This is a genomic window from Thioalkalivibrio sp. ALJ24, from assembly GCF_000377785.1.
Taxonomy (GTDB): Bacteria; Pseudomonadota; Gammaproteobacteria; order Ectothiorhodospirales; family Ectothiorhodospiraceae; genus Thioalkalivibrio.
Map to the genome: position 1 here is coordinate 153,379 of NZ_KB898730.1, position 14,748 is coordinate 168,126.

Consider the following 14,748-nt stretch of genomic DNA (forward strand, 5'->3'; position numbering starts at 1 on the left):
AGGCCAACATGTTTTTGAAAGGCATATGACCGGAGTCCTGAGTTCGAGTATGAGGTGCTACATGATTGCTCTTGGATGTTTCAGGAGACCGGGTACGTTGTCAAGGAATATTGCGTCTCCCTGGGCGAAGGGTGGGTCGATTCTCGATCAGTGGTACTCCATCCCCAGAGACCGCGGTCGGGGCGCGTGCTTCGGGCAAAATTATGGGAATCAGTTCTTCGCCCGGGGGCGGGATCCTTGACGTCGCTTGCGCACCTGCCAGCGCTGCAGGGGCTCGCGACGCACTCGATCTCCTTCGCCGGGGACGGTCCGGATCACGGTAATGAGTGCCGTGGCCGTCACCTGCGCGCCCATAACGCCGCTGTCGAGTCCTGTCGTGTTCGGCTGCAGAAACGCCGGAAGCCCGTCATTACGGACGTGATCCGTGATACGGGACATGCGCCGTTCCGGATGCGCACCGGATCCGGGAAAGGCGGCACGAGCGGCTGACCGAATATCGTCTGCAGTAACCAACTGAGCCAGGCGCCTGTCTGGTCCGGCCGCTTATTCAAAGGCATCTCACCGAAGTGAACACCGCCCTGAACGGGCCCCGAGCGGTTCCCCGGAGCGTTCCACGGTTCGCTTTGGCCGATCGCATCGGTATTAGGCGCGTACAGAGCATCCCCACATGTCGGCGAAGCGTTTCCGGCCCATGAGCAGGTGAGGGCCAAGCTCCACGCCCCGCGTCCCGCACCCGGCTGTATCAAAGCTGGGAAAGCCGTTCGTACGAGACGACCAGCGGACCGACCCGGGGGTAACGCCCCAAGGATACGGACTTCGCTCACGTCAGCGATGAACGAATTCAGGAGATCAAAATGACGCGCAACCTGCCACCGGGTGATCGGCTGGTTTGCCGCGCCTCGATTGGTTTCCGGACCGATTCTCTGCAAACGTGGAACAAGACCGTCCAGACGGGCTGCAGAAGACTCCAGGAACTCACGGTGAATCCAGACTGCCGAACTGGATAAATCTACCACAAGATCGGGAGGATCTGATCGATGAGTGAGGAAAAGGACGACATCCCTGTTGAAAAGCGCGCCTATCCTGAAGATCTGAATGAGGTTGAGTGCGAACACACCCCCGAAACCGAAAGCCCGACCATCCGGACCATTGAACCCGATCATCTCGGAACATGGCTGGGCAAGGGGTGGCGCGATCTATGGAAAACTCCGGTCGCCCTGATTCACGGCCTGGTCATCGCCATTGTTGGCCTGGTGGCTCTGGGCTTGTCATGGAACGAACCCTGGATGGCCTTTGCCTTTCTTGCCGGTTTGCTGTTTCTGGGCCCGATACTGGCCGTCGGCGTAAACTTTCTGGCAATGCAAAGAGATAGGGGCCACGCGACCGGGACGGGTCTTGGCTGGGTCAGTCACCTGGGAGGTTCGGTCTGGGTGTTTGCGCTGCTTCTGGCTCTGATCTTCGCGATCTGGGCGAGCTTCGTCTGGATGTGGATCGCCGTGCTGAACATCGGCGAACTCGGGGTGACCGGGCAGCTGCATCACCTGTTCGGCGCGATGCTCAGTACGGGCCCGGGAATCATATCCTTGATCGGCGTGGTTGTGGCAGCCGTAATCTTCGGCCTCATTGTGTTCATGCTGAGTCTCATCACCGTGCCTGCAATGATTGATCAACGGGCCCGTGATGAGGCCTCACAGACCACGCTTTTCGATGCGATCGGGATGAGCCTGAAGGCTTTCAACCATAACCGTGGCACACTCCTGCTTTGGGGTCTGATCATCACCGCCTTGTTTGCGGTGTCTGTTGCCACTGCCCTGTTGGCACTTACCGTGATCTTCCCCTGGCTGGGCTTCGCGATGTGGCATGGTTACCGTGACCTGATCAGTACGGCATGAAGGGAGCGTGAACCGGGGCTGGGAGGACTGCGTTAAGGAAGCGTTGATGAAGACCCCTGCATCCGGCTCCGTGGCCCGCCAACGCATTGTTGGAAGGACAATGGGCCGGGATGGCCTGTTGGGTGCCCTGTGACCGCCGGTTTTGGCGGTCACAGGGGCCTTTTTTTTCGGGGCAATGGGCGACCCGGAGCGTCTCTGGCTCCTCAAAAATGCTTCAGGACGGCGAGCGTTGGGTTAGTGAATCGGTTGCTGAGCACGAGAAACTGAACTTGGTACCGCACGGCTGACCGAACGTGTGCCCGGGGGGTTCTCAGCCCGGGCGCGTTCATGAGGGCCGAGTGCGATAGCACTCAGGCTGTTGCGCTGGCCCACATGCCAGGTCACCGGGGTCAGGAACTGGCTCCCGCGCGAGCTTCGCCACCAGCCGCTCGAATTCAAGTCGCGGCACGTATTCGGGTACCGCCGATCAACTTCCGTCCTCGCTTGACCGTGTGCGCGGTCCCTCGGGTGATGACGCCATCGACCAGGCGCGGATTACCGGGAAACGCCTTCGATGTCTCCTCGAACCGCCGGCGTCGGAGTTGCCAGAGGGAAAGGAAGTGGCGCGCGAACTGAAGACCCGGCAGCCCCTCACGGGTGAGATCCACGACATCCGGGTCCCGGAATGGCCAGGCGCCCGAGGGCGGGTTGAAGCGAGCCTGCGGCTCCCCTGCAACGATCCCGCCCTGAAAGCCGAGCATTCCACCGACAAAATCACGGGTCTGTGTGCGCTTGCGGCAAGTCTGTGCGGTGGCGTTCCTGGGACAGTTACATGAGGATGCAGAACGATTGCGTATCTCCGGCCGGGCGGGGCCGACCCCTCGTTGATCAAGGCGTGACCCTGAGTCTGTGAATTCGGGACCCAAATCTTTTGCACTGCCCGCCCTGGCTGGCTGGTAGCGGGTATCGACCTCGGGCAGCATAGGAGGTCAAATGCCGCGACCTCGTGCCGAGGCCCGCCCGACCTTCATTCTCCTTGATCTGGAGACCCGTGATGCCTTCCCACCGTGCCGCGCCAGCCGACTTCACCGTGGATGCCCTCATCGTTGGCGGAGGGCCCGGCGGCATGAGCACCGCTATCACGGCCGCCCGGGTGTGGCCGGGGCGCCGTATCCTGCTGGTACGGCCGGAGGAGACACCGGTCGTCCCCTGCGGCATTCCCTACATCTTTGGAACACTGCACGGTGTGGACGACGATCTTCTGAGCAGTGCCCCGTTTCGCCAGCTGGGCGGCGAGATTCTCTGTGATCGGGTCCAGCATGTCGATCGCGAGACCCGGATTGCGACGCTGGACAGTGGCACCCGCATCCGCTGGCAACGGCTTGTACTTGCCACCGGCACCCATCCGCATCAGCCCCCGGTGCCGGGCGGCGATCGACCCGGGGTATTCGCAATACACAAGGACTACGACGTCCTGGAGACCCTGTTCGAGGACTTGCTGCCGGACGCTCGGCGTCTGGTTGTCGTTGGTGGTGGCTTCATCGGGGTGGAGTTCGCTGATGAGGTGCGCAAGAGTGGTACTGATGTGGCCATTGTCGAACAGTTACCACATCTGCTGCTGCGCAATTTTGATGTCGAGGTGGCCACCCGGGTCGAGGCCAGGTTACGGGAACACGGCATCCAGATCCGGACCGGCCAGGGTGTGACGGAACTGACCGGCACTGGAGCCGATGGTGCCGTCACCGGTGTGCGTTTGGCTGACGGCGAGGTGCTGCCGGCGGACGCGGTACTGGTCGCGATCGGCGATGAGCGCGAGGTGCGCCTGGCCCACGAGATGGGGCTGACGATGGCGCGCGGCGGTGGAATCTGGGTCGATGCCTTCCAGCGCAGCCGCGAGGATTACGCCATCTTCGCGGTTGGGGACTGCGCCTTCAAGCAGGACTTGCTGCTGCGGCGTTCAGCGACCTCCCTGCTTGCCTCAACGGCCGCCGCCGAGGGCCGAACCGCCGGGATGAACCTGTTCGGACTGCGCAATGAGCGCTACAACGCCGGCAGTATCGCGATCTATGCCAGTCAGATCGGTGATCTGGCCTTCGGCTGTGCGGGCATGACCGCCCATGCCGCCCGCAACGAGGGCTTCGACGTGGTGGTCGGCAGCACTGAGGTCCCCGATCATCACCCACCGACCATGCCCGGGACCCGCACCATGACCTGCCGCATGGTCTTCAGCCGCAGCGGGCTTTTGCTCGGCGCTCAGGTGGTTGGCGGCCCCACCACAGCCGAGGTCCTGAATGCCATCGGGGTCGCAATTCAGGCGCGGCTAACCCTGCACGATCTCGTGGGGTTTCAGTTCGGCAGCCACCCGCGTCTGACCGCTCCCGCACACCCCATGGCACTTGCCTCACTCGACGCGTTGCGCCAGATGTCCGAGCCACCGTCCGCTGCGGGCCCGGAAGGCACCGGGGCATAGGTCGCCTTGAATCGTGTTAGTTGTCGCAGTGGTGTTCCGGTTGGTCCAGGGGTAACAGCACGCGGGCCTCGATCCCGCCGCCGGCACGCGGAAGCAGGGAGACGGTCCAGCCGTTGCCCTCGGCCAGCTGGCGGGTGATGGCAAGGCCAAGGCCGCTGCCACCAGTCTGCATGTTTCGCGAGGTCTCGAGCCTGTGGAATGGCTGGAACACGTTCTCGAGCTCCTCTTCGGGGATCCCGGGCCCGCGGTCAAGGATGCGAATGGTGACGGTGGGGCCGCATTCCATCTTGACTTCGATCGGTTTTTCGCCCGCGTAGCGCACCGCGTTTTCCACCAGGTTCGACAGGATGCGCTGCAAGGCGACAGGATTGAGGTGGCGGGGGCAGGACTCGGGGATGTCACCGTGCAGGATTCGGACCTCTTCGCCGCCGGCGTCGGCAATGACCTGTTCCAGCAGGGCGCTGATGTCGACCGTTTTTTCTTCCCGGGTCTCGAGGTCCCGGCTCAGGGCCAGCGACTGGTGGATGATCCGGTCCATCGCCGCAAGATCGTCACAGATGCCGTCAATGAGTTTGGGATCATGGCGTTCGCGAAGGATCTCGAGGGAGAGACGGATCCGGGTGAGGGGAGTCCTCAGGTCATGCGAGATGCCGGCCAGCAGGGTGGTTCGATTCGCAAGCAATTGATGGACTTTAAGGGCCATATTGTTGAAATTGCGCGCCAGGTGGCGGACTTCACGTGGGCCTTTCTCCGGTATGGGGTCGGGGATCTGGCCTTGACCCACGCGAGAGACGGCAGCGTAAAGGCGCCGGATGCGGCGCGTGGTTCCACCCGCCATGAAAAGGGCCGTCAGCAGCACGAGGAGGAAGGTGATGAGCGCGACCGACACAGCGCCCTCGACACGTTGAGTCGCCACCCGGTCCGCAGCCAGGCCGATGCGCAGATTCTGGTTGGCCAGCGCTAGATCGGCCCAGTACCAGCGTTCCCCGTTTCGGACCTGCGGCCGAAGCGGGACTTCGAAACCCACCCGTCGCGACAGTGATTCCTGTACGAACCTGAGATACGGCAGGCGCAGAGTCTCCGCCGGCGGCAGCGGTCCGCTGGCTTCCGTGATCCGGAGCCCGTGTTCACGTTCCAGGCGCTCGTTGAAGTCCCTGCGTGCGGGCGGGGGGATCTCGGCCCAGCTCCGGCCTGACAGCAGCATCAATGCGGCCGTGTCGTCGGCTGCACTGCGGGCGAGGGGGAGGACGGTGAAATGCGCGACGACACCGAGCGTCAGGATCGCGAAAGTCAGGAACGCAACCAGCAGAATGCTCGTTGTCCGTATCAGGATCGAGCTCGGCGCAAGTGAGGTCAGCCACCTCATGTGCCGGCCTCGGCTCCGTCCGGGGCGAACAGGTAACCGCGACCCCAGACGGTGCGGATGTAGCGGGGCTGGCTCGGGTCGTCCTCGATCTTGCGGCGCAGGCGCGCGATGCGCACATCGATGCTGCGATCGTACGGCTGGTGTTCATAGCCCTTGATCAAATCCAGCAGCGTGTTCCGGTCGAGGACGCGGCGGGGATGCTCCACCAGCACCCGTAATAGCGTGAATTCGCCGGTGGTGAGGGCCACTTCCTCGTCATTCCGAAGCAGACGTTGCGAGCTGGTGTGCAGTTCAAAGGGCCCGAAACGGCCGACATCGGGTTCTTCGGACGTTGAATCGGCTTCACTGTCGCCACCGCGTCGTCGCAGGACTGCCCGCACCCGTGCCAGCATTTCCCGCGGATTGAAGGGCTTGGCGATGTAATCGTCTGCCCCCACTTCCAGCCCCACGATGCGGTCGACGTCCTCGCCGCGTGCCGAGACCATGATGACCGGCAGGCGGGTCTTGTTCACGATGCGGCGCAGGAGCGAGAGACCGTCCTCACCGGGCAGCATCACGTCCAGGATCAACAGATCAAACGCGGTTTCCTCCAGGACCTCGTCCATAGCGACGCCGTCCTGAACCGCCGTCACCTGGTACCCCTGCTCCTCAAGATAGCGCTGCAGCAGATCCCGCAGACCGGGATCGTCGTCAACGACAAGTATCCGTGAGGGGGCTGTTGTCTCCATGGGGCTCTTCTGCAGACCTGATGGAAGGGGCGGTGAAACACCTTGTTACAAATTTGGTGAATCAGGAAATCCTTATGTAACGGGGGCCACGTATTGTCGAGGCTGTGCAAGGTTCGGTGCGAACCGGTTAACCCATTACAGGAGGTATCACCATGCATTTCGACCAGATTACCCTGATTGGCGTCGTCGCCGCGTTGGCCGTGGCCGCCGTTGTCGTTCGCCTGATGGCGCAGGAGCCGCATCGCGCTCGGGTCCGGTCTCAGCGGCCGCGTTTCACATCAAGCGAGGTCGGCCACGAGCGGTCCACTTCGCAGCGGCTGCGGTAACCCCCCTCTGGTTGATACGGATCGGGGCATCACGGCGCGTCCGTTTGGTCTCGTCCGGCGCTCCGGGAAACGCTCACGCGTTGGCCCGGAGCGGCTTCCCCGCCATTTCCCTCCCGTGTGGCGCGCAATACCCCCCTGTCTGCCACCGAATTTCACCATGCCCCAGGGTCCTGTCAAGTCGCACTGGGGTCTCTTCCCGGGAGTGCCCCCGAACCCTTCAGGCCTGAATCGGTCCGTCAGGGGCGGGCGAGACGGACTCAGCTACTGCGGCTGCCGTAGGTGACCACGGACTCGATGCGTTCGGCGCGTTCCTGGTCGACGACATCGGTCTGGGCCAGGGTCTCGGCGTCCGCGTTGATCACGTCGCGCACACTGCCGAGGTGGCGCAGCAGGTCACGGGCGTCGTCCGCCGCGACGCCGGGCAGACCGCTCACGATGAATTCGGCGACCTTGCGCCGGTTGTCGGACTTCGCTTCACGATCGATCGGGTCCGGCTCGATCTGTGCGTTCAGCCCGGTCAGGTAGATGAGCATGCCGCTGTTGTCAGGATCGGGACTGGGCAGCACGCTGACGCCGAGGGCGACGGTCAGGTGGGCCAGGGCGCGGTGGATGTCCAGCGCCTGCTGGTAGAAACGCGGTTCGTACAGGTCGCCCTCGACGATGTAGACCACCTGGCGGTAGTTGGCCTTCAGCTTCGCGGCGTTCTCCCACAGGCTCTGGTCGACCACGCTCAGGACCATGTCGGCCGCGGTCTTGCGTTCGATCACGACGCCGTTGGGCAGTACATAATCGCCAACGTCCAGGTCGGTGAATTCCAGTTCCACGCCCTTCAGTTCTTCGATGCGCTGGATGATCTTGCCCTTCTCGCGGTTGTCGACGCGAATCGGCAGATGAATGTTTTCCATTGGGGACTGACTCCGGTTTGGGACCTCGGTGCAGTCTAGGCGCAGCGGCGAGGGTGCCTCGCAATCCCTCATGCAGTCTCGGATACCGCAGCGGATACCGAAGGGTCCCATCATTCCCGGCGCCGTGGCATGCTGGCCACATGTGCGGACGAATGACGCGCTACAGCGCGACCAGCGAGCTGGCCATGCGCTATTTCCAGGTGCCGGTCGATAAGGCTTTCGACGCACCGCGGTACAACGTTGCGCCGGGGACGGAGCTGGAAGCGTTCCGGGCGCGCGACGATGGACGGGCCGCCTTCCAGCCGATGTTCTGGGGCTTTCGTCCCCAACGCGTCGAGGAAGGGCCCCGGCCCATCAATGCGCGGGCCGAGAAAGTGGCCACCAGTCCGTATTTCCGCTCGGCGTTCGCCCATCGCCGCTGCATTGTTCTGGCCGATGGCTGGTACGAATGGCGCCGGACGGAGCAGGGGAAGCAGCCGTACTACATCACCCTGGCCGAGGATGCGCCGCAGGACATCCTGATGATGGCGGGGATCTGGGAGCCCACCGCGGACGGTGGTGCCTGCTGCGCGATCATCACCGAACCCGCGTCCGACCGTCTGGCGCACATCCATGAGCGCAAGCCCCTGGTGCTCGATGCGGCCTGTCGCTGGAACTGGCTGGATCCGGGTATTACCGAAAGGGGAACGATCCGGGCGCGGACGCAGCTCCTGAATCCGGAAGCCCTCCGATATCACCCGGTCTCCACGCGAGTGAACCGGCCGGCAGAAGACGACCCGGCGCTGATCGAAGCGATCGCCTGACGCAGTCGCCGGCTGTCTCGGGCCGGGTATGCACCATCGGCTCAGGAGGGGAGTGGAGCCGTTATGGTCCCTCGCATTGACGTCGGCGCCCGCCTCGATCGCAGCCGTGCCCTCCTTCGGAGTGCCGTGTGTAGTGGCCTCGATAAACCGTTTCTTGTGCCGCCGGATGCATCCTGCGGAGGATGATTCTCCTCGGTCGCTCTGCAACCATGAGACCCAGATTTCAAGCTGCCTTTAGCGGATAATAAAATTAGGAAACATTAAAAAAATGATGTTACCGGTTATTGGGGAATAAATTACCAAGTAGCGCCGTCAGGATTAGGCCGGCACTGGACTACCAGTCGAAGTTCGCAATCCGACCGGATAGTCAGGGTTGGTAGACATGGTCTCAGAATGGGAGAGCGTTACTATGAAGAAGAGGCTCTTGACGGGGTTTGCCCTTCCGGTCCTGGTTGCGTTTGGAATGACCGGAGGCGCGGTCGCCAGCGATGATTATGGTACCCAGAAAGTCGTGTATCACGTTAACTACGACGATACCAGCCGATACATGGCTGCAATGGGGAACATCCAGAACCATATCAATGCGGTAGGTGCAGACAACATGCAGATAAAGGTTGTCATGCATGGTGATGGACTGGGACTTCTTAGCACGGCCAGAGAGCATGACGATCTGCGGAGTCGCATCGACAATCTGAAACTGCAGGATGTTGATTTTCTGGTGTGTGCAAATACTCTGGAAGGACGCGGGATCGATCTCAACAACGACCTGCACGATGCCGCGGATTCGGATGTTATTCCCAGCGGCGTGGCTCACATATCCCATCTCCAGCATAAAGGCTTTAGTTACAGTCGGCCCTGAGTATTGCCTGCCCCGGACGGACGAACCGTTCCGGGGCAGCTTGTGACTTCCCCCCTGATCTTGAGCCAGTTCATGCTGTGGTCCGTCCAGCTCCGAGGGGTCGTATGGAGCGTGAATGCCTGAACTGACGCAAGGAGCAGTGGCCGGCCTCGGGCCGGGTGATGTGTGGGACTTCGCCAGTGTGTTTCGGCGAGTCTTCGGGCTACTTGGGCCCCAGCAGCAGCCAGGCGATCAGTCCGAGCAGCGGCAGGAACAGCAGTATGAGGATCCACAGGACCTTGGCGACGGGCCCGGCGGGGCTCTGGGCGGTGCGGACAATGGCCCAGATGATGATCAGCAGCCAGACAAGCCCGAGGATGCCGGAGATTTCGATGCCCATGCGTATGTTCCTTCTATGTGAGGGAGCGGGCCGTCGGCCCGACTCCCGCGTCAGGGCAGCTCCAGCTCGATGTGCGATCCGTGTTCAAGGATCTCGTCGTCGTCGAACTCGAAGGGTGCCCCGGGCCGGTGACGGTCGTCACGGTCCACCGCGTCGCCGAACAGCATGACCTGGATGTCGTCCGGGTCGGCGGTGATCACGTGCGGATGGTTGGTCAGTTCGGACACCGAGCGGGACTGGCTGGTGCGGTTGCCATCGACCCGTTTGATGTGGACGCCGAGATACGGCTTTTCCAGGGCGTCCTCGTTCCAGCGTAGCACCAGGGCATCGCGCCCTTCTACCTGCCGGAGTTCCGTTTCACCGGTGGGTTCGTCCTGCATCGTGGAACTGTCGATGCGGATGTCGTCGGGGTCGGTATCGGGGTCCAGGGCAATGGCCGCGCTGTCACCCACTGCGGTCGCGATTTCTTCGCCATCCACCTCGATGTGGTAGCGGAAGGCCTCGTCCAGACGTTCCCAGTGCAGTACGGACACGCGTTCCGTGCTCAGTTCGGCCTGCCAGTCATCCGTGGCGGCGGCGGTGCCGGCAATGCCGAGCATGCCCACGATGGCAAACGTGGCGAACGGGAAAAATGCGCTTCGAGACATGATCGACCTCCCTCGGTTCAGGTGTGCCACCCTTCCAGACTAACCATGACGGGCGGGGACTGTGACCCCTCCATTTGCAGGGGGGCCATTCGGTCAGGACGGTGCGGTGTCGGCCGGGCGGGGGCGACGAAACGCGGCGACCCCGGGTTCCAGGTGCCCGGCCCGCTCGCGCAGCAGGCCGAGTTCCAGCGTGCGGGTCAGCGGCGCCTGCAGCCGTTCGCGAGCGTTTTCAGTGAGCCGGATGAAACCCATGCGGTGCAGCGCGTCGTTCATGGCGGTGTCGGCATCGAGCCGGCCGGCCTCGGCGACCGTGCGCACCAGTGAGAGCATGAGTTCGCAGTCCGGCACGTGATCGAGCTGGCGCAGCGGGTCGGGCAGGGCGCTCCAGTCGCGCAGGCAGGGCACGGCGAACTGTTCCGGCCGGCCGGTGAACTCGCCCTGCAGGCGGAATCGTCCGGCGGCACCCAGGGTGGCACGGCGCTGGTGGATGCGGGCCTGGATCCGGGATCCCGCGCGGGCGAAGCCGGCCGCCTGCAGCAGGCGGCGGGTCAGCGGGACGAGGTGCACCGGGCCTTCGGTGTCGACGATGCGCAGGATGGCCGCGTCCAGGTCCTCCTGCGGGATGTCGTCGAAGCGCGGGTGTCCGTCCAGCGCAAGCGATTGTTCGTCCGTCTCGTGATAGGCATGCGTGTCCCAGGTGGTGACCCACTCGCAGCCGTGCTCCCGGCAGAACCGGCGCCAGGCGGCACAGGTTTCGTCCGGGTCGGGGTGACGGATCAGGTACTGGTGCACGCCCACCAGGGCGTCCAGCGCGTCGGGTGCGGGGTCGGTCATCGTTCGCCCTCCAGCAGCAGTTCCACGCCCATGGCCTCGGCGGTCAGGTCGATCAGCGCTTCCTGGAGCAGGGTCTTCGGGCCATCGCGCAGGCTGGCGTCATCCAGGGCCAGCAGGGTCTCGGCAGCCCATTCGGGCGGTTCGTCCCGCGCCAGGCTCTCGGCCAGCAGCGCGAGGATGCCCGCCGCGGGTTGCAGGTCGTCCGGGGGTAGGGTGCCCAGCCAGACCTGCCAGTGTTCGCCTGCGTGGGCGAGGTCTTCGAGCAGTGCGGCGGTGGCGGCGTCGGGGATGCCGTCGCGGGCCGGAGGCCGGGGGGCGCCGGCGGTCCCGCGGCCCAGCACGAGCAGGGCGAAGGCGATGGCCGCCAGGCGATCGCGGGCGGGCCACGCGGCGGGATCGGCCGAGTGGGTGCCGAGCACGGCTTCGCCCTGGCGGCGCACGGTGGCGAGGTCGAAGTACGGTCGCGCGGCCTCTTCCTCGGCGATCCGGCGGCGTCGGCACACGGCGCCGATCAGGCGCACCAGGCCGTTCAGCAGCCTGGTAATCAGGGCCAGCACTGCTCCCAGCAGCCAGACGACACCGAAGACGAGGGCGAAGATGCCCTGGATGCCGGCGGCCTTGTGGCCGCGCATGTGGATCCCGCCGAACTTGACCGACGAGCGCCCGGGGCGCACCCAGTTGAACGAGCCGATCGGGGTCTTCGAGGAGACCGTGACACCGGATTTCGACAGGTTGAGACGGGCGGCGTCGCTGCCGTAGCGTCCGCGCAGCACGAAGCGGCCGTTCTGCAGCGCGACCTGGGTGTTCCGGGCCAGGCGCGTGGAGACCCGTACCCCGTGGCGGGTGTTGCCGGTGAGATTGATGCCGGCGGCGCGGGTCTGCGCCCGCAGGGAGACGCCGCCGGTGCGGCTGGCACGCAGGTAGCGCCCGCTGTGCTCGATGCGCTTCTGGCGACCGTCGCGGTCCTTCTCGCCGATCTTGAACAGTGCCATGGATCCGGTCTCCGGGAGGGGGTGCGGGCCTTGCCCGGCAGCGCGCAGGCCTGTGGCATGATGGAGCCCGAGTGTGGGAGGGCATGCGATGAAGTGGCAAGTACTGACGGTGCTCGCGAGCCTGGTGCTGGTCTGTGCGCCGGTGGTGGCCGCGGATGTCGAGGAGCCGGCGGAGCTCGACGAGGCTGCCGTCGACGAGGTGGTGGACGGGGATGACGGCGAGGAGGAGGCGCTGTCGTTCGACCAGCGTCGCGCGGTGGAACTGCTGGGCGATGCGAGCCGGCACTTCGACGAGCTGACCGAGTTGCCGGAAAGCCGCTGGCTGCGTCGTGATCAGCAGAGCGCCCGGGCGGACATCGACGACCTGATCGATGACGCGCTGGAGGTCATGGACGTGCCCGAGATCGTGTCCATGCGACGCCAGTACCGGGAGCTGGAAAACCGGATCATGACCGAGCAGGAGCGTCGGGCCGATCTGCGCGAGGACCGCATGTTCGCGCCGGATACCGACGCCAGTACCCTGGCCCGCTTCACGCCCACCGAGACCCTGCGCGAGATGACCGCCCGTACGCGCGGCGACTTCGACCGCCTGATCGAGGCGCGCGAGCGCAACATCGCGGCGTACGAGGAGGAACTGGAGACGCTCAAGGGCGAGATGGCCGCGGCGCTGGAGGGCGTGGGGCTGTCCATGCCGCCGGATCAGCTGGAGCTGTGGATGAGCTCGGCGATCGGCGACGACGTGGTATCCATGGCGGTGGTGTTCCGCAGCATCCGCACGCTGACGCAGCGTCTTGAGGAGCTCACCCGCGAGAGCGGAGAAAACCTCAATGTGGCCGGTCGTTACTACGGCATGGTGGTGATCCTGCATCGGCTGGTGGTGACCATGCAGGAGCGCTTTGTCGAACGGGTGGACGAGGAGATCGTCCCCCGCCTGGAGGCCTACCGCGAAGAGGCCGAGGAGATCATCGCCGAATCGCGGGAACTGATCCGCGAGGGCGGACACCGCGACAGTCTGGAGTCCAACATCGCGGCCAACGAGCTGACCCGTCAGGCGATCGACCTGTATCTGGAGGTGGTGACCGGCCAGCGCGACCAGGTGGCCGAGGCCCTGGAGATCAGCCGCTACGAGAAGCAGGTGGCGGTCAACACCTACCGGACCGTGCAGCTCAGCGCCAACGTGGCGGATCTGATCCGCGACGGACTGGACACCTTCGAGACCCTGTCCGAGCTGCAGGTCCCGGAGACCGCGGAATTCCGCAACGACGAGATCCGCGAGGAATTCCGCCGTCTGACCGAACGGCTGGAACGGTGACCGGCATGAAGATCTGGGTGGATGCCGACGCCTGTCCGGGGGCGGTCAAGGAGATCCTGTTCCGCGCTTCGAAACGCACCGGGGTGCCGCTGACCCTGGTCGCCAACCAGCCGCTGCGCACGCCGCCGTCGAAGCTGATCGACTCGATCCGCGTGGGCAGCGGCTTCGACGTGGCGGACAACGAGATCGTTCGCCGACTGGAGGCGGGTGATCTGGTGATCACCGCGGATATCCCGCTGGCGGCCGAGGTGATCGAGAAGGGCGGCGAGGCGCTCAACCCGCGCGGTGAGCTCTATACCCGCGACAACATCCACGAGCGGCTGAGCATGCGCGATTTCATGGACACCCTGCGCTCCAGCGGGGTCGAGACCGGCGGGCCGGCGGCCCTGGGGCCGCGCGACCGTCAGGCGTTCGGCAACGCGCTGGATCGCTGGCTGGCGCGCAATGCGCCTTAGGGCAATACGGCCATCCCTTCAGGCCTGCGATTGCTGGCGCACCCACAGGTGGGTCGCGCCGATGACGGCCGCCGGAACCAGCAGCAGGTTGACCACCGGCACCATCGCCAGGACCGTCGTTCCGGCCCCGAACGCCAGGGTCTCCGGGCGGCGCCTGCCCAGGCCCTTGCGGATCTCGGCAAAGGTGAGCCCGTCGTTGGCCAGCGGAGGCTCCTGGAACTCCACCGCCAGAACCCAGCTGCCGAACACGAACCAGGCGAGCGAGGCCAGCAGGTTGAGGCCGGGGATCACGGTGACCAGCAGCACCGGGATGAACAGCAGCGCGTAGTAGCCGAACTTGCGCAGGGCGGTGGCCGTGGCGTGCCCCATCTCGCCCGCCAGCGAACGCGCGGGCTGGCCCGGTTCGTGGCCGAGGCCCCGGGCGGTGCGGTAGGCCAGTGGTCCCGAGAACGGACTGGCGATGATCGCGGCCAGGGCCACCGCGGAGACCCCGAAGCCCACCAGCAGGGTCAACACGAACAGCGGCCAGAGCAGCCAGGCGAGCCAGTCCCAGCCGGCCGGCAACCAGGCGTCCAGCAGGATTTCGAAGCCGAATCCGGCGGCGATACCGATCCCGACGATGACCCCGATATTGATCAGCAAGGGCCCGATGACCAGGCCGCGCAGGCCGGGATCGAACACGCGCGCGAGGCCGCGAAACGGCGCGAGGAAGGCGAACAGCGCGTTCATGGCGTGGCCCGTACCTGCGCTGCCTCGGTGACGGTCGTCCCTGCGTGCCCCCGGGGCCTTCGATGGACCCGG

Annotated in this window: 16 protein-coding genes; 7 read left to right on the top strand and 9 right to left on the bottom strand. The window is 64.8% G+C overall.

The window, feature by feature from the left end; genetic code table 11:
- Positions 1-210 precede the first annotated feature (210 nt).
- Positions 211-438, bottom strand: coding sequence for an aromatic amino acid lyase (locus D571_RS14310; protein ID WP_156815782.1), 228 nt, complete (start codon positions 436-438; stop codon positions 211-213).
- A gap of 599 nt (positions 439-1,037) precedes the next feature.
- Between D571_RS14310 and D571_RS0110590 the strand changes: the two genes are divergently transcribed.
- Positions 1,038-1,892, top strand: a complete 855-nt coding sequence (locus tag D571_RS0110590; RefSeq protein ID WP_018936662.1) for a DUF2189 domain-containing protein — start codon at positions 1,038-1,040, stop codon at positions 1,890-1,892.
- 1,033 nt (positions 1,893-2,925) lie between these two features.
- Entirely contained in the window at positions 2,926-4,341 is a 1,416-nt protein-coding gene (locus D571_RS0110595; protein ID WP_018936663.1) for an FAD-dependent oxidoreductase, read from the top strand.
- 16 nt (positions 4,342-4,357) lie between these two features.
- Here D571_RS0110595 and D571_RS0110600 read toward each other — a convergent pair whose 3' ends face one another.
- Positions 4,358-5,707, bottom strand: a complete 1,350-nt coding sequence (locus D571_RS0110600) for an ATP-binding protein (protein WP_018936664.1) — start codon at positions 5,705-5,707, stop codon at positions 4,358-4,360.
- A complete protein-coding gene (locus D571_RS0110605; protein ID WP_026287789.1) occupies positions 5,704-6,435 on the bottom strand; it encodes a response regulator in 732 nt (243 codons plus the stop codon). The genes D571_RS0110600 and D571_RS0110605 overlap by 4 nt, the downstream gene beginning before the upstream one ends.
- A 152-nt stretch (positions 6,436-6,587) precedes the next feature.
- Here D571_RS0110605 and D571_RS14315 point away from each other — a divergent pair, with 152 nt between their 5' ends.
- A complete protein-coding gene (locus D571_RS14315; RefSeq protein WP_018936666.1) occupies positions 6,588-6,761 on the top strand; it encodes a hypothetical protein in 174 nt (57 codons plus the stop codon).
- Between the two features lie 257 nt (positions 6,762-7,018).
- On the opposite strand, the gene D571_RS0110615 is transcribed toward D571_RS14315, so the two are convergent.
- A complete protein-coding gene (locus D571_RS0110615) occupies positions 7,019-7,666 on the bottom strand; it encodes an ERCC4 domain-containing protein (protein WP_018936667.1) in 648 nt (215 codons plus the stop codon).
- A 152-nt stretch (positions 7,667-7,818) separates the two neighbouring features.
- Between D571_RS0110615 and D571_RS0110620 the strand changes: the two genes are divergently transcribed.
- A complete protein-coding gene (locus D571_RS0110620; RefSeq protein WP_018936668.1) occupies positions 7,819-8,469 on the top strand; it encodes an SOS response-associated peptidase in 651 nt (216 codons plus the stop codon).
- Positions 8,470-8,878: 409 nt separating this feature from the next.
- Entirely contained in the window at positions 8,879-9,328 is a 450-nt protein-coding gene (locus tag D571_RS14140) for a DsrE family protein (protein ID WP_083916896.1), read from the top strand.
- A 202-nt stretch (positions 9,329-9,530) separates the two neighbouring features.
- On the opposite strand, the gene D571_RS14145 is transcribed toward D571_RS14140, so the two are convergent.
- From D571_RS14145 to D571_RS0110645, 4 genes are all read right to left on the bottom strand, one after another.
- A complete protein-coding gene (locus D571_RS14145; protein ID WP_018936670.1) occupies positions 9,531-9,707 on the bottom strand; it encodes a PLDc N-terminal domain-containing protein in 177 nt (58 codons plus the stop codon).
- Between the two features lie 50 nt (positions 9,708-9,757).
- Positions 9,758-10,354, bottom strand: a complete 597-nt coding sequence (locus D571_RS0110635; protein ID WP_018936671.1) for a hypothetical protein — start codon at positions 10,352-10,354, stop codon at positions 9,758-9,760.
- Between the two features lie 93 nt (positions 10,355-10,447).
- Positions 10,448-11,188, bottom strand: a complete 741-nt coding sequence (locus D571_RS0110640) for a DUF3320 domain-containing protein (protein ID WP_018936672.1) — start codon at positions 11,186-11,188, stop codon at positions 10,448-10,450.
- Entirely contained in the window at positions 11,185-12,180 is a 996-nt protein-coding gene (locus D571_RS0110645) for a hypothetical protein (protein ID WP_018936673.1), read from the bottom strand. The genes D571_RS0110640 and D571_RS0110645 overlap by 4 nt, the downstream gene beginning before the upstream one ends.
- Before the next feature lie 88 nt (positions 12,181-12,268).
- Between D571_RS0110645 and D571_RS0110650 the strand changes: the two genes are divergently transcribed.
- A complete protein-coding gene (locus tag D571_RS0110650) occupies positions 12,269-13,492 on the top strand; it encodes a hypothetical protein (protein WP_018936674.1) in 1,224 nt (407 codons plus the stop codon).
- 5 nt (positions 13,493-13,497) lie between these two features.
- The gene (locus D571_RS0110655) at positions 13,498-13,947 is read left to right on the top strand and encodes a YaiI/YqxD family protein (RefSeq protein ID WP_018936675.1); all 450 of its coding nucleotides are present in this window, start codon (positions 13,498-13,500) and stop codon (positions 13,945-13,947) included.
- An 18-nt stretch (positions 13,948-13,965) separates the two neighbouring features.
- Here the strand turns inward: D571_RS0110655 and cysZ are convergent, their stop codons facing one another.
- Complete coding sequence (gene cysZ / locus D571_RS0110660) at positions 13,966-14,676, bottom strand: sulfate transporter CysZ (protein WP_018936676.1); 711 nt, start codon at positions 14,674-14,676, stop codon at positions 13,966-13,968.
- Positions 14,677-14,748: the final 72 nt, after the last annotated feature.